Genomic DNA, 18,229 nt, shown 5'->3' on the forward strand with positions numbered 1-18,229 from the left:
GACGGGACCGGGACGGACACATGACCGGTCGCCGCAAGCTCTTGATCGAGAACCCCCCTTCGATCAGGAGCACCCATGGACGCGAACGGCCCGAACCGCGACGACGACACCTCCCGCAAGCCCGAAAAGGACGACAAGAAGCCCCGTCCGTCCGGGCGGCCCGCCGATGCCGAGGACGAGAACGGCGCGGCGGGACTCGGACTGAGCTTCGGGGTCGGCGCACCGCAACCGGCCGACCCGGCCGGGGCCGGTCCCGACGTGAACGTCCCCTCCGGCGAGGCCGCCAGTATCGGCCTCGACCCCGACCACGGCGTCTCGAGCAACATCCCGATCGCCGACGCGCAGTTCCAGATCCCGGTGGGCGACCAGGTCGTCCCGGTGAAGGCCGTGCTCGGCCTGACGCTGAAAGGCTGGGCCGCGATCGGCGGCATCCTCATCGCGGGAGCCGTCGGGATCAGCGTCGCGAACGCCGAAGACGACACCGGACCGGGCCCGTCCCCCGATCCCACAAGCGAAACGACCGGCTTCGGCGGCGATACGACCGACGTCTGGGGCGGTGAGGAGACGGCCGAGTACGTCGAATCCGACCCGGTGGCCGAAGCCGCCATCGGCGACTGCTTCGACGTCTCCGGCGACATCGCCGACGTCGAGGTGGGCATCGAATCGACGTACTGCGGCGCCGGAGCGTTCGAAGTGATCGACATCGTCGAGGGCACGAACGACCTCAGCGCCTGCGATGCGGAAGAGGACAACGACCAGTCGGTCACCTCCACGGTCACCGCCCGGGTGCTGTGCCTGGCCTATATCCCCATCGACGGCGACACCGCCTACCGCGCCCAACTCGGCGAATGCGTCTACGGGCCGAACGACTACAGCTCGGCATGGACCATCTCCGACTGCGACACCGGCGCGTTCGAGGTGATCGAACGCTATGAGGGCGAATCGGATGCGGACGCGTGCGCCAATGACTCGTACGGGGACCGCGCACGGACCTATGCGGCCACGGACTCCTACTTCGATGTGACGCTGTGCCTCCGGATCATCTACCCCGACGACCTGGGCTACGCCGAGCAGTACACCTGCATGGTCCTCTACGAGGACGATTCGTTCGAGTACGCGGACAGCTGCGAGACCGCGAACGTCCGTGTCGTGGGCCGCACCAGCGACTACGAAGCCTCGGGCTTCTGCGAGGGCTACGGCTGGTCGACTTGGCAGAACCCCGATTTCCCCGAGCACGGCTACACGGTCTGCTGGGAGTGGTACTGAGCCGTCCACGGCCCCAACGGTTACGCCGCCGTGCCCGGAGGCACGGCGGCGTGAGTACTTGCGGCTCTTAAGCGTTGAGCGCCTCGGTGATCTTGCGGGTCATCTCGGCCATGCTCGGGCTCGGCTCGCCCTTGTGCGCGCGGTTCGCCGCCTCGACGGCGACCATGACCGTAGTCCGGAAGTTCTCCGCCTCGCCCGCGTCCTGCGCCTCGAGCAGCCGCACCGAGTCGGTCAGCGCGGGCAGCACCTGGTCGGCCAGGGCCGCAGCGGACTTCGCTTCGAGCTTGAAGTCGTTCTTCTTCGACGCCAGCACGTGGCCGACGGCGCCGGTCGCGGCAGCGTAAGCCAGGCTCCCGTCGGTCGCGACCTTGTGCGCCGACCCGGCGAGGCCGGCGTAGGACAGGAGCGTGACGGCCCCGAAGGCGGCGGTGCGGATGGTGGTCTGGTCCTGGGCGGTGAGGTTGACGTTCATGTCGTGCTCCAGCTTCGTTTCGGTGAGGTGTCCCTCGTTGATGAAGCAACTATCGGCCGCCCGCCTTGCACCCGCCTGACACCGACCTGACAGCCACGCTGACACCGCGATCGTCATACCCGCGGTGGATGATGTCGATATGGAGATCGCATTCAACGTCGTCGTCTTCGACGCCGCAGACCTCGCCGAAGAAAGCACCTTCTGGGCCGCGGTTCTCGGCGGGACCGTCGACCCGGAAGACGACTGGCACATGGTGTCGGTCGACGGCACGCCCCGCGTCGGAGTCCAGCTCGCCCCCGACCACCGCCCGCCCGAGTGGCCCGACGGGACGCCGCAGCAGATCCATCTCGACTTGTGGGTGCGCGACTTCGCCGCTGCCCACGAGGAAGTGCTCTCGTACGGCGCCAAACTCCTGAAAGCCGCCGACGACCTCCATGCGGCAGAGGGCTTCCAGGTCTACGCGGACCCCGCGGGACACCCGTTCTGCCTCTGCTGGCATGAGGACCTCCGATCCTGAACGACCGACGGCCGAGACTGATGCTCATGTGCGGCCTCCAAACGCCTCCGAGCCCGCTAACTCGGCGCGAAGGCCGAACTGCGTTGCCTCGCAGCGCCATTGCCCAAACTGGAGCACCTGGATGTGCGCAACATTCATTCTTTAGGATCTCTCTCTGTCAGGTGTGCCTCGCCTGACCGCTGAACTGGGAATCCGAGTTCGGGAAGCGGGCTGGATCCGCCCGTGCTTGGGGTCATAGCGGTTTGTCAATTTCTGTATCACGATGCGTGACTGACCAATATGACCAGTTTCAGAACGTGAGCAAGGTATTGACGGGGTGTGCTGGGGTCGGATAGGTTCTGGTCCAACACGGTCCGTAGCCCCATTCCGGACCGTGCACAGTGGAGTCTTCCCCATCCTGGTTCCGCTGGTTGCAAACGCCCTGCTCACCCCTGAGCCTTGACCCCTGGAGATCCCTCCATACCCGAAACCCTCTCGGGCGGCCGCTGGCTGCGCCGACTCGCCGTCCCTGCCCTGCTCGCGGGACTGCTCCTGGTGGTTCCCGGCACCGCCCAAGCGCAATCGTGTTCCACTGAGGTCTCGGCGATGGAGTGGGGGATCACCTCCACCGTCCAATCGGCCGCGAACGCGGGCACCTCGTCCTTGTCTTTCCAGGTCCGCAACTACTCCGAGACCGAAGAGCAGCGGTGGATCCGGGTGTGCAACAACGCGCAGCTGCGCGTCAAGTGCAACACGCCGCCGGACCAGCCGCTGATGGGAAACATGTGGACCAAGCCCGGCGGCACCTGCCAGTGGACGCTCGACGTGAACGTCTCGTACACGAACAAACTGCCGATCCTCTACACGCGGGCCTACGACGACGACAACAACGTCGGCAACGAATGGGGTCCGTCCGACCCGCTCTCCGAGGAGATCAAGGTCCAGTGGCAGCTGCCCAACACCAGCGATGTGGTCATCTACACGGCCACGTCCGGCTGGAATGAGGCGGGAAGCGTGTTCCAACTCAACCTCGCGACTGCTGCAGGCCTGCCTGCAATCGCCTCCGGGACGGAGGTCCGCTGGGAAGCCCGCGCCTACGACGGCGTCTCGTATTCGCCGTGGTCGTCCGCGGGTTCGCCCTCGCGGTGCCGGTTCATCTACGACACCACCGCACCGAACCCGCCACAGGTGACCAGCACGAGCTTCCCCGAGCTCACCGACACCTCCGAGACGGTCGTCCCCATGGTCGGCAAGAACGGGACGCTGACCTTCGACACCGACAGCGCCAACGTAGTCAAGTACACCTACGACTTCTCCAAGGACGGCGCCGGCCCGCAGACCGTGACACCGGATGAGGTCAGCGGGCCCGCCACGGTCAACTACCTCCCGATGCTGCCGGGAGCGGAAACGCTCACCGTCAGCGCGATCAACGCGGCCGGGAGTTCATCGGAGTACACGTACGCCTTCATGGTCTCGACCGCCGACCCAGCCGGTGTATGGACCCTGGGCGACGCCGCGGGCAGCACCAAAGCCGTTGATATCAGCGGCACGAACCCTGGGACACCCGGGACGGGTGTGACCTTCGGGTCCGCCGGTCCGGGCACCGCGACCGCCGCGGTCTTCAACGGCACCGCGAACGCCTACATCGACACGAAGAAGTACGCAGTGGCGCCGACCGGCAAGAGCGTGTCGATCGCCGCCTGGGTCAGGGTCGACAACCTCGCCAAGAACGGGACGGTCGCGTCGATCGACGGCGGTCTCGGCGAAGCCGGCATGATCCTGGGCTACCGCTCCACATCGGCCACGAGCGGCCGATGGGTGCTCTCGATGCCGGACATGGCCATGGGCGCGTTCACTTCCTGGGAGGTCCTCGGCGGCCAGGTCACGACCGGTAACCAGGACGAGTGGGTCCACCTGGCCGGCGTCTGGAGCGAGGCCACCGGCGACATGACCCTCTATGTCAACGGCGCTGCCGCGGGCTGACGGTGACAGGTGCGGAATCGGATACTGAGTAGGAGAACTTCAGGTACGGGACACCGGCGGGCAGGCTGCGATCCTGAGTTCGCCTATGACAATTACGGGGAGTATCCCGCCATCACCCCGAATGTGGTCGGCGAGTGGGGATATATCAAGGCTCCGCGGGGGGTCGACGAGACGCTTCACAAGTGGTCGGTCTCCGCGGGTCCCACGAAGGCGCGACCTGTTGCGGCGCTTGTGAATGCGGCCCGAAAAGGGGTCAGGGTCACCGAAATCGACTACCGCACCCGTCGGCCCAGGGATCTGACAGTGAAGTCGTAGGGTGCGTTCACGCTCAATCCGAGGGAACTGGGCTGGAATCTATTTGACGCTGCGATGTTCACTGAGAATGTAGGGTACGGCGCGTGCGAGGCAGCGAAGGAGTGCACCTCGCGCGATGAGACGTACTTCGGTTGGGGTGATGACGATTCCGGATCCGGTAGCAGTGGAGGCGGAAACTCCAGCTCCTCCAGCTCCTCCGGCTCTGGGTCATCCGGTGGGGGTACCTCACAGTCTTCAGATGGAAGATACTATGTTTCGAAGAACCTCTACTTCACCTGACATCGGGGTGGGGTGCGGCGATAGATCGAGGAGAGGTCCTGCGGAATGAGCGTCAAGCAGGCGCATTTCGGTAAGATGCTTGCCGGCGTGAGTTGGTATGTATGGCTACTGGCCGGCATCGCATCGGCGATTTTCATCGCGGGACTCTTCCGAGTGAACCCGGACAATCCAATCGGCCTGGTGGTTGGGGCGCTGATGTTGGCGGGTCTGGCAGTGGGGTTCCATCGCAGAATCCTGCTCATTCCGGTAGTGGAGACCACTGAGGCCGGCCTCATCCTGCGGCCCGCTTCCCAGGGCGGATATCTTTTTTACAAATGGGAGGATATCCAGGAGGTGGTGATCTGGTATCAGCGCACCAATGGCGACAAGTCCACAATGGTCGGTATCCTGCCTCGAGTGAAGCGTGAGCCCGACAACTACGACAGGTATCCACTTGTCAGACCGAACGATCGGCGCTCGACGGGCCCATATCCGCGATATGTCGCCGGCCTCGTCGGGAAATGGTCGGTGAATATCGGATCGACAAAGGCATCCAAGATAGCCGGACTCATCGATGCCGCCGGAAAGTCTGTGCCGGTAGTCGAGAATCCGCTTTGGTCTGATGAGGTTAGGGCGCTGAGCCATCCTCAACCTGAATGAGTGGTCGGTCGTCGGTACGCTCATGTCGTTCTGACATGAGAAGGGAACACACCCCCATGACCCGATCGGTCTCACGCCGCAACCTGTTCAAGATCGGCGGCGGCGTAGCCGTCGCGGGAGTCGGTGCCTCCGTCGCCTTTACCGCGCACGCGCAGGACGTCGAACCCGCCCAGGCCTTGCATTCCAGCCTCGTCTACCCCGGCGCGGACGGCAAACTCAACTACGCTCTCGAAGAACAGAGCGACAGGAAGATCCCCAACTTCAGCTGGGCCGGGTACCGCAACGGCGAAGCTCCCATTCCAACGGCGGAGACCGTGCCGGCCGCCGTGGAGCTCGAACCGATCCCGGGCGAGACCGACGCCACCGTCCGCATCAACGCCGCGCTGGCAGAGGTCGCCGCGAAGCCCAAGGACGCGAACGGCTTCAAGGGCGCGCTGCTGCTCCATCCCGGCCTGTACCCGGTCGCCGAGACCATCGAGCTCAAGTACAGCGGCGTGATCCTGCGCGGTTCGGGCCGCACCGGCGATCCCGCCGTGAGCACGATCATCAGGTCGACCGCGAAGGCGGGCACCGAGAACGAGCTGACCGGGGTCGAGTGCCCGATCAAGATCGGATCCGATGACATGGGCGTCAAGTGGGAGACCATGCCCGACGGCACCGCCCCCGTCCCCATCCCCATCACGTCCGAGCTGGTGACCGCCGGTTCACGAAGGTTCGCGATCGAATCCACTGCTGGTCTGGCGGTCGGCGACAACATCATCATCTGGCACCCGTGCACGTCGGACTGGATCGACGCGATCGACGGCGGCGGCGTGACAGCGAGGCCGCCGTGGGAGCCCGACAAGCACCCCATCATGTACAACCGGTTCATCAAGGCGATTCCGACTGAGAACGAGATCCTCATCGACGCCCCCGTCTTCAACGACCTCAACTTCGATCTCTCGAAGAGCTACGTCTACAAGTGGTCCAATCCGAACGAGGTAGTCAACGCGGGCGTCGAGAACCTGCGTGTGGACATGGGTCTTCTCGCTGAGGAGACCAAGGAGGAACAGGAGAACGAGAAGCACGCGGACAGCTGCATCGTCGTGTCGCGCAGCCGGGACACCTGGGTGCGCAACGTGTCCACTCTTCACTTCAAGCGGTCCGGCGTCATGGTCCGCCGCAGCCACCGGGTCACCGTGGACGACGTCTGGGCCCGGGATCCGCGGTCGCGACCGGTGGGCGGGATGCGCTACAACTTCTGCGCCGGGTACATGGCCCAGCAGGTCCTGTTCACGAACGTATGGGCCTCGCAGGCCAGGCATGCCTTCGTCGCGGGCGGCGGCGCTTCGACCTCAGGCGTCGTGTGGCTCGACAGCCGCTCCAACAACGGACTCAAGGAGTCGGGCGGGCACGCGCATTGGAGCCAGGGCCTCCTGTTCGACAACGTCCGGGAGGAGACGAGTGAAAGCGATCGCGACGAGGTGTTGAACCTGCACAACCGCGAGGATGGGGGTGCCGACGAGTCGGCCGACGCCCATGGTTGGTCGTCGGTCTACAGCGTCCTGTGGAACTGCACGGTCGGCGACGGCAAGGATGGATTTGGCAGGCAGGCGTGCGTCCAGCAGCCGCCGACCTCGCAGAACTTCGCCATCGGCACCAAAGGCACCGGTGTCAAAGACACCGATGGCGTGGTCAGGGTCGTCTCCGGGGAAAGCTGGATTGTGACGGAGCCGATCGGGTTCGTGGAGCACACCAACAAGAACGTGGAACCGGCGTCGCTGTACCGCAAGCAACTCGCCGACCGCCTGGCACCTTGATCGCGTAGGACGTGAAAACGGGCGGGTCCGCGAAGGGCTCGCCCGTTTCGGTTGCTCACGGCGGACAGGGCAGGCAGGGCGGAGAGCAACGACGATGCGGCAGTGGATGGTCGGGCTCGGTCTCTGGCTTCGAGCCCTCGATGTGTTGCGGTTCAAGCAATCAGCGACAAATTGGTCGCTTCCTCCCGGGCCTGGTTCTCGGCTTCGATGGCACGGGTGCTTGCGATTAGGGCGGGCAGCGACCTAGGGGTGGGTGGGGGCTGGGCTTCCTCTTCGGCATTCCGGGGTACGAAAGCGGGCTCTCTCGGGGCGGGCTCTTCTCTGGGCATGGTGAGGGGCCCGAGCCCGTGTGGGTTCGGGCTGCGCTGCTGGTGTTGCGGCGACGCTTCCCCTCAGCAGTCGCCCGCTGAGGGCAGGGTAAGAATGGTGGTTCCCCGTAGTCGGCCTCACTGGTCGCACCAGCCATCACCTTCGAGGCCCTAGGCGCTTCGATTGGTTCGGAAGGCATGGGGGCCTGGATGATCCGCGCCGGGCTCGGTGGTGTCGCCTGGCTCGGTTCACCGAACCTCTCTCGGCACTTCGCTCTTGCGGCCTTGATGCCTTTCAGCGCCCGGTCGCGGTCGATGGCCTCAGCAAGCGCATCGAGGTCGGGCTTCAATGCTTCGGACCACTCAGAGCGGTAGAGGCCGGTGGGGAACACATCCCAGTCGGTGCCGTGGTGTTCGGTGTCCATGTCCGCATCGGTGCGCCAGTCGGAGCAGCCACACCCAGCCGACGTGTCGGTGGTGGCGCTCTCGATGTCGTGGCCGTCGTGGTGGGTGATGATCGCGTGGCCCGGACCGGTCTTCTCCACCGACCAGCCCGCAGTGTGGATGCGGCCGTGGTGGAACCGGCACAGCAGGATCAGGTTCTCCGCGACCGTCGCCCCGCCATCGGCCCAATGCTCGATGTGGTGCGCCTCAGTCCAGGCGACCGGCCGGTCACAGCCCTGCCAGGTGCAACCCCCTGGCTGCTCGAGCTCCAGCTTCCGGCGCAGCGCGGCGTTGGGGAGGCGCAGGGCCCGACCGAGTTCGACCGCTTCACCGCTCTGGAAGTTGAAGACTGAGGGGATGATGACGCCTTCGCAGGCGAGGAGCCGGGCTCGGGCTACTGAGATCGGCTGGCCCTCCAGGAGGGGCAGGCGGCCGGTGTCTTTGCCCTGCAGGGTCTCGATGTCGACGGTGAGGTCGAGGGTGGCGGTGTGGCCGTGCCGGGTCGCTGCCTGGGGAGAGGAACCGTACCCGGCGAGGAGCTGGTGGAGGGCTTCTGCGTGCCGGTTCTCAGCCGGTGGCAGGAGCCCGTCTGCGTCCTGCTCTTCTTGGCGCGGGGGCGGGCACGCCGTCTGAAGGTACTTGTCCAGGAGTCGCCCGGTCGCATCGCTGAGTTCGGCTGAGAGGCTCCACATGCCGTTGTCCTGCGGGACCAGTTCCAGACGCTGCAACGACTGCGCGCCAAGATCATCGAACAACTCGACCTCTTCAGCGATCGAGGCCCAGAGCTCGTCGAGGTGGCGGCGGAGGTCATTGAAGGAGGCATGCGCGCAGTACTCGGCCACCATCGCTTCAGGCGTCGTGCATTCGACCGTGGCGTCGAAGGGGGAGGGGACGGGGGTCCTGAAGGGGGTGCGGGCGAACAGGCGCATCGCAGTGGTCTGATCCAGCTGCCGGACGGCGTAGGCGACCTGGTCGATCCGGGCCTTCCCTGTCGTTGCCGCCTCTGCCAGGAGACGGAACTTGCCTGAGAGGCGGGCGATGGCCGCGATGGAGCCTGCCGTGTTGAACGTGAAGTCGAACTGGGAGAGCAGCAGGTCCCGGAGAGCGGAGAACCCGAACTCCGAGCGGTGCAATCCGGAGGCCTTCATCTCGATGACCGCGGACAGGACGGCCGCGTGCTGGGTGTTGATGAGATCGGCGGCTTGGTCGAGGGTGGAGCGGATGGCTTGGGCTTGGGTGTGGCGGTCCTGTGCGGGGGTAGTGGCAGCCATCTGACACCTCCTCGAACAATCCGGTTGATTTCGCTTGCTTGTGCTATATCAAGCATAGGTTAGTCAGGGGGTGGATGTCATCGCCCAAACGGGTGAATATTCGATCTTTTCGCAGGTCAGTGGCACCGTCACCCGCGGTCGGGCGTGTCGGCCAGCGCCCCGGGGCAGATAGAGGCGAAGGTTGCAATCCGACCGAGGTAGCTCAGCCCTCTTTGTCGCTGCCAGGTTGAACGCCGAGACGAATCGAGCGGGAAACCGAAGGACAGGCTGAGGAGCCGCCTGCCTCGTTGTCGTTGCGCGACTGAAGCTTGACGGAGACGGCGCGAAACGCCTCAGCGGTGCGCGGTGGGCAGAATCGCCTCGGGTCAGCAGGCGCTCATGGGGACTGCGCATTGTGGCCATTCGGGTTATCCTGGGGACAATCCGATTCCGCCGCTCCACCGCACCCCTGAGCGAGGCCGAATTGTCCGATGCATATGCCTTCGACGCCGACCGGTACTGGGCCGACGATCATCCTGTCCTCGAACTGATCCGATCCCGTCAATCCGCTGACTCCAAGCCCGGATCGCGGGTCGACGGGTTCAAGCTCGGCCTGGCCGTCGAGGGCGGCGGGATGCGCGGAGTCACTTCCGCCGCAATGCTCGTCGCCCTCGACGACCTGGGCCTGCGCGGCGTGTTCGACGCCGTGTACAGCACGTCGTCGGGTTCGATCAACGCCGCCTATTTCATGGCGGGCGGTGATTGCTGGTATCCGCTGACCATCTACTTCGACGACCTCTGCACCCGCAAGTTCGTTGACATGCGGAACATGTTCAACAAGCGACCCATGCTCAACCTCGACTACGCCTTCGACGAGGTCCTGGAGACGATCAAGCCCCTCGATTTCGAGAAGATCTTGAAGAACCCGGCAGAGTTCCATATCACGATTAGCCTGGTGGACAGCCTGACTCCCATTGGGCCGCATGAGTTCGAGTCCCGGGAGGACTTGAAGTCCGCGTTGAAGGCGAGCTGCTGGATGCCCGTCGCCGTCCCCGGCACCGGCATGTTCCGCGGCCAGCGCGCCCTCGACGGCGGCGTGCTCACCGCCCACCCCTCCCTCCTGGCGATCGAAGACGGCTGCACCCACGTGCTCTCCCTCAGCACCAAGCCGATCAAGCCCCCGCCCACGCGGCTCTCGAAGGGCCGCCGCTTCTCCGTCGCCTACCTCGAACGGATCCAGAAGGGACTCGGCCAGGCCTATGTGGCCTCGCAGCTCCAGTACTGCACGCAGCGGAAGCAGTTGCAGCGCTGGATGACCGAGCCCGACCCCGGCGCGAAGGTGCTCGACCTCGCGCCGCTGCCGTGGATGAAGGAGGTCGGGAACCAGACCAGGGACCGCGACGTCCTCATTAACGCGGCACGCCACGCGCACGCCGTCATGGCCGCTGCCATCCAGGGCATCCCGGTCTCGGAGATCCGCGACGGTTCGTTCCGGTCCGTGCCCCGCATCGTCACCGTGAGGACCGCCAATGGCGAACGGATCGGTTGACCTCCTCGCCGCCGCATGCGCGCGCCTCACCGGACGCACCGATGAGCGGGACGCCGAACGGAAACTCAACGGCTGGAGCATCAGGGACTGGCGGAGCGCGCTCCTCGACGTGCCGCTCGACGAGCGCGCCTACGCCGACCGCTTCCTGGTCGATCGGGTCGTCGAGATCAACCGGCTGTGGACCTGGTGGTCCGCTCCTGAGCCCGACGACCGCGTCACCCCCGAAACCGCCGGCTTCCTTGGGCTGTTCCTGCTTACCCTGATCTCGATGCACCGCTCGGACCGGATGCGGTACCACGGCGAGGCCTATGAGGCCGTTGCGATCTCAGGCCAGTCGACGGACGCGCTGTGCACGGTGCTCGTCGCCGATCCCCGTGTGCAGGGCGCCATCAAGCGGCTCTATGCGCCTTCACCGCAGAAGGGCAGGAAGGCGGCGACGGTCTGGGGTCGGGTCGACTTCAACACCGTGGCCTTTCACCGGGGCGGCACGACCTCGTTCATCCTCACCGTGGACACCGTCCCCCAGCCCGGTGTCCGCACGTCGAAGTACGCCCTCAAGTGCCTCATCTACCCCTATCTGCGCAATCCGGCGATCGTCAAGGCCACCAACGACTACGACAAAGTATTCGGCGGCGAGCGCGGCGGCGACTCGCCCCTCGTCGCAGTCTGGGCCAGCCACGACAGCTGGATCATGATGGAGTTCCTCGAAGGGGACACGCTCGCCGACAAGCTCCGGGAGATCGCGAACGGCCGCAAGGACCCGAGGTCCGAGCTCCTGCGGCCCGTCGACATCGAGCAGCTGCGCGCCCTCGGCACCCTGCTGCTCAACGCGATGACCGCGCTCGCGGAGGAGGTCGGGCACCACAACGACCTCACGCCGTCGAACATCATCGTTCAGAAGGAGAACGGCGCCCCGGTCAGAATCAAACTCATCGACCTCGGCGTGAACTTCCTCCACACAAGGACGCTCGTCGGAGCCGAATCCCGCGAATCCGTATACATCGCACCGGAAGTCAAGGCCACTGGCAAGGGCGGCGATCTGGCGGACCTGTACTCGGTCGGCATGGTGCTCATCGCGATCGGCGGGATCCCCCATAGTGCGCCGGGCACGGTTCCCGACCAGTTCTACGTCGCCTCAGTCGGTCTCGCGCGACTCCTCGAGGACCTGGTCGACGCCGACCCGAAGCAGCGCCTGGCCGTCTCCGGCATCGACCCCGGCCGCGGCCGCTTCGCCGAGATCCGCGACCTCTTCGAGTGCGAGATCGAAGTGCTGGAAGCGGCCGAGAAGAACAAGCCGAAGACCCCCTACCAGCGGTTGAAGAACCTGCTGCCGGGAGTGAACGCGGTCAATCGCCAGCGCGAGATCTGGAAGGTCCGCCGCAGACAGGCCAAGCGGATCGACAAGCGGAAGCATCCGATGCGGGCGCACCACCTGCGGCAGGCTCGGGGACTCAAACGCTGGGCCGTCGCCTGCGCGTTGATATCGTGGGCGACTCTGGCGCTCATCCTGACCTGGTGGTCACGGGACCTCGACTTCTTCTGGCAGGCGAAGTGGGTGGAGTACGCCAACGGCCTCCTCAACCGCTCGGGGGACCAGAGCGTCCCGTTCCTCGACGACTTCCGGGCCTCGGACTACCCGATCCCGGACGCATGGGGCAACCTGCCGGTGCGGATCGTGGCCCTCTCCTATGCGATTCCGGGTCTGCGGCTGTACATGAACATCTTCGCCGACATGACCCCGCGTTCGGCGATCCGCAGGCGCGGCTGGAAGGGTGTTCGCACGGCCGCGGCCTCGTTCATGATGCGGGGCTCGGCGGTCTACCCGAGCGTGTACATCCTGCTGCCTACGCTGGTGCAGCGGAAGTGGTGGTTCCTGTTCTCCCCCTTGGGAGTCATCACGGTGGCGACGCTGATCACGGCGTGCCTGTGGTTCGCGCTCGACTCGAACGCCCGCGCCCGCGCCTGGGACGGCGGCAAGGGCCTCTCGACCGTCCCCAAGGGAGAGATCATGACGTTGCAGCGCCTGGTGTCCTGGCAGCCCACCGCGTGGCTCTACGCCCTCACGGTGGTCGTCATCGGGATCTTCCTCTACAACGACCGACTGCAGGACGAGCTCATGTACGCGATCGCGATCGCACTGATCAACATCGGCATCCAGACGTTCAAGAACACCGGCTCCGACGCGCCGTACGTGCGGGCCGGGCTCGCGCGGGCGATCCTCGCGGCCGAGCGGCTCGACGTCCTGGAGGAGCGGGAGGCGAAGGCGAAGGCGGCCGGAAAAGCCCCGAAGCCCCGCGCTGATGAGCCGGTGAAGGAGGCGCAGCCGGTCGCCTAGTCCGGTTCCTGGCCGTTCGTCTTGATCCAGCAGTCCGAGAAGCCCCGGGCGTAGTCCCAGGTCACGTAGTGGGCCGGATCGGGGTCGAAGGCGGGCTCGTGGACCTGCGCGCAGTTGGCCTCCAGGAGGCCGCGCAGGTTCGCCATGAGCAGGCCCCAGGTGAAGTAGTGGGGTTCGTCGCAGTCCTCGCAGTCGACGACGACGCCGCGGTAGCCCTGCGGATGCAGGACCTTCTCGAACAGCTCCAGTTCGTGGAGGTCTTCGAGGAGGTCCGCGCGGTCGTCGTCGTCCAGTTCTGGGTCGAACGGGGCGAGCGCCTCCGCGTGGTCGGGATCGTCGGCGAACGGGTCGCGTGGCTCCTCATACACAATTACCAGCCTAACCCTTGGCAACGACTTGCCGAGTGAGCGCAGTGCGCGGGCGGTGACTCCCGGATGCGTGCCAGCCTCGGCTCCGCGTGCTGACACCGCGCGGCGGGCTCGTTAGCATGGGCCGCAAGTCAACCCGCTAACACTGAGGAGACGGCCATGGACGGCTTGGGCGAGAACGTAGAAGAGATCTTCGACGACGTGGTGGACGGCATCGCGGACGCGGTGACCGACATCGACGCCACCGAGGTCTGGGAGGACGTCAGCGACGGCGCTTCCGACGCCTGGGAGTCCGTGTCGGAGTCCGACACGTTCGAGACCGTCTCCGAGGAAGTCGAAGACATTCTCTAGGACATACCGGTCATAGCCGTAACGGGCCTGGAGGCGAAGCCGACAGGCCCGTCCGGTCATCCCCTCAATGCGCGGTGTCTCCGCTGCGAATCACACCCTCAGAGGACGTGTGCGCTTCGGAGCGACGCAGGTTACGGCTCTAGGATTGGAGCATGGCGTTCTCAGGGGATTTCGGAATTCAGGGGCACGAGGGTGCCACCGGTGAGCGTGTCGGGGGCACCACGGTGCCGGTGGGCGCGATCGGTGCCATCCCGCTCGGCCTGACCTACGACGACGTGCTGCTACTGCCCGGTGAATCCGAGGTGGTCCCGGCCGAGGTCGACACCTCGTCCCAGCTCACCCGCAACATTCGCATCTCGGTGCCGCTCTTGACCGCGCCGATGGACACCGTCACCGAGGCCCGCATGGCGATCGCCATGGCCCGCCTCGGCGGCCTCGGCATCCTCCACCGCAACCTCCCCGCGGAGGAGCAGGCCCAGCAGGTCGACCTCGTCAAGCGCTCCGAGTCCGGCATGGTCGCCGATCCGGTCACGTGTTCGCCCGAGGACACCCTTGAGCAGGTCGACAAGCTCTGCGGCAAGTACCGCATCTCCGGCCTCCCCGTCACTGATGAGGACGGCAAGCTCGTCGGCATCATCACCAACCGCGACATGCGCTTCGAGAACGACCAGTCCGTCAAGGTCGCGAACGTCATGACCTCGCGCAACCTCGTTACCGCCGCTGAGGGCGTCTCCCAGGACGAGGCCCTCCAGCTGCTCAAGCAGCACAAGATCGAGAAGCTTCCGATCGTCGACGGCGACGGCTTCCTCCGCGGCCTCATCACCGTCAAGGACTTCGCCAAGCGCGAGGAGTTCCCGAACGCGTCGAAGGACGACTCCGGTCGCCTCCGCGTCGGTGGCGCGATCGGCGTCGGCGAAGACCAGTACGCGCGCGCCGGGCAGCTCGTCGAGGCGGGCGTCGACCTCCTCGTGGTCGACTCCTCCCACGGCCACTCCCGCGGCGTGCTCGACATGATCTCCTCGATCTCCAAGGACTTCGGCGACCGCGTCGACATCATCGGCGGCAACATCGTCACCGCCGAAGCGGCCGCCGCGCTGATCGACGCCGGTGTCGACGGCATCAAGGTCGGCGTCGGCCCCGGCGCCATCTGCACCACCCGCGTCGTCGCGGGCGTCGGAGCCCCGCAGGTCTCGGCGATCATGGACACCGTCAAGGTCGCCCGCACCCGCGGCGTCCCGGTCATCGCCGACGGCGGCATCCAGTACTCCGGCGACATCGCAAAGGCCATCGTCGCCGGTGCCTCCACCGTCATGATGGGACAGCTGTTCGCGGGCTGCGCCGAGAGCCCCGGCGACCTGATCTACATGAACGGCAAGCAGTTCAAGTCCTACCGCGGCATGGGTTCCCTCGGGGCCATGCAAACCCGTGGCCAGGCGAAGTCCTACTCCAAGGACCGCTACTTCCAGGACACCGTCGACACCAACGACAAACTCGTCCCTGAGGGCGTCGAAGGCCAGGTTCCGTATCGCGGCACACTCGCACAGGTGGTCTACCAGCTGGTCGGTGGTCTGCGCATCGCGATGGGCTACACCGGGGCCGGTACCATCGAAGCGATGCATGAGCGCGGCCGTTTGGTCCGGATCACCGCTGCGGGCCTCAAAGAGAGCCACCCGCACGACATCCAGATGACTGTTGAAGCGCCCAACTACCACACACGGTAGTCGGGCCCTGTAGGAGGAGTGACTGTGCGGGAATTGGTCGAGATCGGCCCCGGCAAGATCGTGGCGCGGGGCTGGCGGCTGTCCGAAGTGGCGCTCGTGCCGACCCGGCGTACCCGGGACATCGACGACGTCTCCACCGAATGGCAGCTCGACGCCTACCGGTTCGAGATCCCGGCCATGGCGCACCCGTCCGACGCGACGATGAGCCCGGCCTCCGTGATCGAGATGGGCCGCCTCGGCGGCCTCGGCGTCCTCAACGGCGAAGGGCTCTGGTGCCGCTACGTCGACCCGAGCTCGCTGCTGAAGGAACTCGCGGACACGCCCGCCGAGAACGCCATCGAGCGGCTCCAGGAGATCTACGCGGAACCGGTGAAGCCTGAGCTCATCGCGGAGCGGATCGCCGAACTGCGCGCCGGCGGCATCACCACCGCCATCCGCTTCAGCCCGCAGCACACCGCCGAACTCGCGCCGCTCGCGGTCGAGGCCGGGGTCGACCTGCTGGTCATCCAGGGCACCATCGTCTCGGCGGAGCACGTCTCCTCCAACGGCGACGTCCTGAACCTGAAGCAGTTCATCGCCGACCTGGACGTCCCGGTCGTCGTGGGCGGGGCCACCAACTACAAGACCGCGATGCACCTGATGCGCACCGGCGCGGCCGGCGTCATCGTCGGCGTCGGCTCCGACGACTGGTCCACCACGGACACGGTCCTCGGCATCGACGTCCCGATGGCCTCCGCTGTTGTCGAAGCCGCGGCCGCGCGCCGCGACTACCTCGACGAGACCGGCGGGCGCTACGTGCACCTCATCGCCGACGGCGAGATGACCAACTCCGGCGCCATCGCCAAGGCCATCGCCTGCGGCGCCGACTCGGTCATGCTCGGCTCGATCCTCGCGGACGCGGCCGAGTCCCCGGCCGCCGGCGCCTGGTGGCACTCCGCCGCCTCGCACCCGAAGCTCCCGCGCGGCCGCTTCCGCCCGGGCGACTCCGGCGACGTCGAGGTTCCCGACCTGGAGGCCATTCTCTACGGGCCCTCCAACTCCTCCGACGGCAGCCAGAACCTCTTCGGAGGCCTTCGCCGGGCCATGGCCAAGACCGGCTACACCACGGTCAAGGAATTCCAGAAGGCCAGCCTGGTAACCGCGTAGACGACAAACCAATCGAGGCCCGGTCCCGCAACAGCGGGACCGGGCCTCGGCTCGTCTCAGCGGTCAATCGCTCCGCCAAATCGCTGACACATGCACCGCCCAGATGCGCTCGTCGAGCGGCAGCGTGTTGTCGCCGGTGCGGACGACCAAGCCCAGCTTGGAGCGGTCCCCGAGCTTGTCCCGCAGCCACGTGAGGTGCTCTAAGTGATCAAACGCGGAACTTGAAGTGATCGAAACGCGGGATATCCGAGTGGGTCAGCACCGCGGCGGCTTCGGCCGTCAAAGCCGAGACTCCTGCAGGAGGTCGGTGAGGAGCTTCCAGGATTTGCGGTCCCTGTGCCACGCGGCGGCTACGAGTCGGCGTTTGCCGTCGGGGCGGACTTCGTGGATCGCGTCGAGGCGCACCGAGTATTCGAGGTGGTCGTATCCGCGGCGCGGGTACATCCGGCCTCTGCTCATGCGGCTGGTGGCGATGACCGTCGCGGTTTGCGGATAGTAGACCGTCACCGGGTTGAACAGCAGGGGAAGCCCACCGCCAACGATCAGCATGGTCGGCAGCAGGGTCAGCATGCTGGAGTGCTCTCGCACGACGGGCAGCAGCGCCACTCCCGCGCATTCCGCGAGGTACAAGGCAAGGCCGGCGAGGAACATCCCGAAGAACGGCTTCCGCTTGAACCCGATGCGAATCGCGGCAGGAGCGACCCGAAGGCTCGTGTGTCCGGTGCTGCTCATCCGGATCCAGTCCGGGGACGCCAGGTGCTCGCCGTCGGCGAACAGGCCTGCCAGTTCGGCCCAGTCGCCGGGGTGAGCCCACCAGCTGGGGAACGGCAGGCGGGGGGAGCGGCCATCAGCGTTCGCGTGAATCCGGCCGTCCCTCATCGAGAACGTGACGTCCGAATGTCCGAGTCTCGGATAGGACCGGGCCCACCACCAGCCGCCCGGGCCGCGAAGCGCCAGTCTGGTCGAGTCGAAGGTGAGGTAGGGCTGCTGGTAGGGCGCGAATGCGCACAGCATCGAGAAGAGCAGGAACACTGCCGAGAACATGGTGAGCAGGTTCGCCCAATGGAACGGCAGCGCCTTCACCGCAAACGTCAGCGCGCACCACAGTAGGAAGCAGCCGACGGCGACGGCCAGCAGCCGCGCCCGGTGGTACCGGATCGTGAACGTCGCCGCAGTGGGTGATGCGATGCCGGACGGTTCGGGCGGCGGCTCAGGGTTCTGGGGTTCGAGGGGCGACGCCATATGCGGGGCTTTCGGGTTCGGAGCCTTGAGGGTTCGGCTCGTGCCAGCGGATTTTATCGGGGTGGGCGCATTGGTGGGTTCTGCTGGGGCGTCCGGTTCGGGCTTGGCGGGGTGGGCCTTTTGGCTGATCGGGTGGTCGGTCTCTAGGGCATTTGTGCCCCTGCACACAGGGATCTGTCAGCTAGGCCACGTATCCTTGCGAGCGTGAAGCGCAAGAACCACCCCATTCCCACAAGGAGTGGGGAACAACACACCCTGCCCCCGGC

14 protein-coding genes are annotated in these 18,229 nt (G+C 66.1%); 10 read left to right on the top strand and 4 right to left on the bottom strand.

Features of this window, described 5'->3' with window-relative positions:
- Positions 1–75: 75 nt before the first annotated feature.
- Positions 76–1,266, top strand: a complete 1,191-nt coding sequence (locus tag O1R50_RS13210; RefSeq protein ID WP_270110529.1) for an LppU/SCO3897 family protein — start codon at positions 76–78, stop codon at positions 1,264–1,266.
- A gap of 67 nt (positions 1,267–1,333) precedes the next feature.
- Here O1R50_RS13210 and O1R50_RS13215 read toward each other — a convergent pair whose 3' ends face one another.
- Positions 1,334–1,738 (bottom strand): hypothetical protein, encoded by a 405-nt coding sequence (locus tag O1R50_RS13215; RefSeq protein ID WP_270110530.1) that lies wholly within the window; start codon positions 1,736–1,738, stop codon positions 1,334–1,336.
- A 139-nt stretch (positions 1,739–1,877) separates the two neighbouring features.
- On the opposite strand from O1R50_RS13215, the gene O1R50_RS13220 reads away from it, so the two are divergent.
- From O1R50_RS13220 to O1R50_RS13235, 4 genes are all read left to right on the top strand, one after another.
- The gene (locus O1R50_RS13220; protein ID WP_270110531.1) at positions 1,878–2,255 is read left to right on the top strand and encodes a VOC family protein; all 378 of its coding nucleotides are present in this window, start codon (positions 1,878–1,880) and stop codon (positions 2,253–2,255) included.
- Between the two features lie 438 nt (positions 2,256–2,693).
- Positions 2,694–4,217 (top strand): LamG-like jellyroll fold domain-containing protein, encoded by a 1,524-nt coding sequence (locus O1R50_RS13225; RefSeq protein WP_270110532.1) that lies wholly within the window; start codon positions 2,694–2,696, stop codon positions 4,215–4,217.
- A gap of 639 nt (positions 4,218–4,856) precedes the next feature.
- Positions 4,857–5,450, top strand: coding sequence for a hypothetical protein (locus O1R50_RS13230; RefSeq protein WP_270110533.1), 594 nt, complete (start codon positions 4,857–4,859; stop codon positions 5,448–5,450).
- Between the two features lie 56 nt (positions 5,451–5,506).
- On the top strand, positions 5,507–7,249 hold the full coding sequence (locus O1R50_RS13235) for a hypothetical protein (protein WP_270110534.1): 1,743 nt from the start codon (positions 5,507–5,509) through the stop codon (positions 7,247–7,249).
- Positions 7,250–7,475: 226 nt separating this feature from the next.
- Here the strand turns inward: O1R50_RS13235 and O1R50_RS13240 are convergent, their stop codons facing one another.
- On the bottom strand, positions 7,476–9,272 hold the full coding sequence (locus tag O1R50_RS13240) for a DUF222 domain-containing protein (RefSeq protein WP_270110535.1): 1,797 nt from the start codon (positions 9,270–9,272) through the stop codon (positions 7,476–7,478).
- Between the two features lie 463 nt (positions 9,273–9,735).
- Between O1R50_RS13240 and O1R50_RS13245 the strand changes: the two genes are divergently transcribed.
- Positions 9,736–10,800, top strand: coding sequence for a patatin-like phospholipase family protein (locus O1R50_RS13245; RefSeq protein ID WP_270110536.1), 1,065 nt, complete (start codon positions 9,736–9,738; stop codon positions 10,798–10,800).
- Positions 10,781–13,135, top strand: a complete 2,355-nt coding sequence (locus tag O1R50_RS13250; RefSeq protein WP_270110537.1) for a protein kinase domain-containing protein — start codon at positions 10,781–10,783, stop codon at positions 13,133–13,135. Before O1R50_RS13245 ends, O1R50_RS13250 begins: the two co-directional genes overlap by 20 nt.
- On the opposite strand, the gene O1R50_RS13255 is transcribed toward O1R50_RS13250, so the two are convergent.
- Positions 13,132–13,503, bottom strand: a complete 372-nt coding sequence (locus O1R50_RS13255; protein ID WP_270110538.1) for a DUF5319 family protein — start codon at positions 13,501–13,503, stop codon at positions 13,132–13,134. The genes O1R50_RS13250 and O1R50_RS13255 overlap by 4 nt on opposite strands.
- 159 nt (positions 13,504–13,662) lie before the next feature.
- On the opposite strand from O1R50_RS13255, the gene O1R50_RS13260 reads away from it, so the two are divergent.
- From O1R50_RS13260 to O1R50_RS13270, 3 genes are all read left to right on the top strand, one after another.
- Positions 13,663–13,854 carry a hypothetical protein gene (locus O1R50_RS13260; protein WP_270110539.1) on the top strand — a complete coding sequence of 64 codons (192 nt, stop codon included), beginning with the start codon at positions 13,663–13,665 and terminating at the stop codon, positions 13,852–13,854.
- A 152-nt stretch (positions 13,855–14,006) separates the two neighbouring features.
- Positions 14,007–15,575 (top strand): IMP dehydrogenase, encoded by a 1,569-nt coding sequence (gene guaB, locus O1R50_RS13265; RefSeq protein ID WP_270110540.1) that lies wholly within the window; start codon positions 14,007–14,009, stop codon positions 15,573–15,575.
- 24 nt (positions 15,576–15,599) lie between these two features.
- Positions 15,600–16,721 (top strand): GuaB3 family IMP dehydrogenase-related protein, encoded by a 1,122-nt coding sequence (locus O1R50_RS13270; RefSeq protein WP_270110541.1) that lies wholly within the window; start codon positions 15,600–15,602, stop codon positions 16,719–16,721.
- 279 nt (positions 16,722–17,000) lie between these two features.
- On the opposite strand, the gene O1R50_RS13275 is transcribed toward O1R50_RS13270, so the two are convergent.
- On the bottom strand, positions 17,001–17,963 hold the full coding sequence (locus O1R50_RS13275) for a hypothetical protein (protein WP_270110542.1): 963 nt from the start codon (positions 17,961–17,963) through the stop codon (positions 17,001–17,003).
- Positions 17,964–18,229 lie beyond the last annotated feature (266 nt).

The organism is Glycomyces luteolus (genome assembly GCF_027622875.1).
Taxonomy (GTDB): domain Bacteria; phylum Actinomycetota; class Actinomycetes; order Mycobacteriales; family Micromonosporaceae; genus Glycomyces; species Glycomyces luteolus.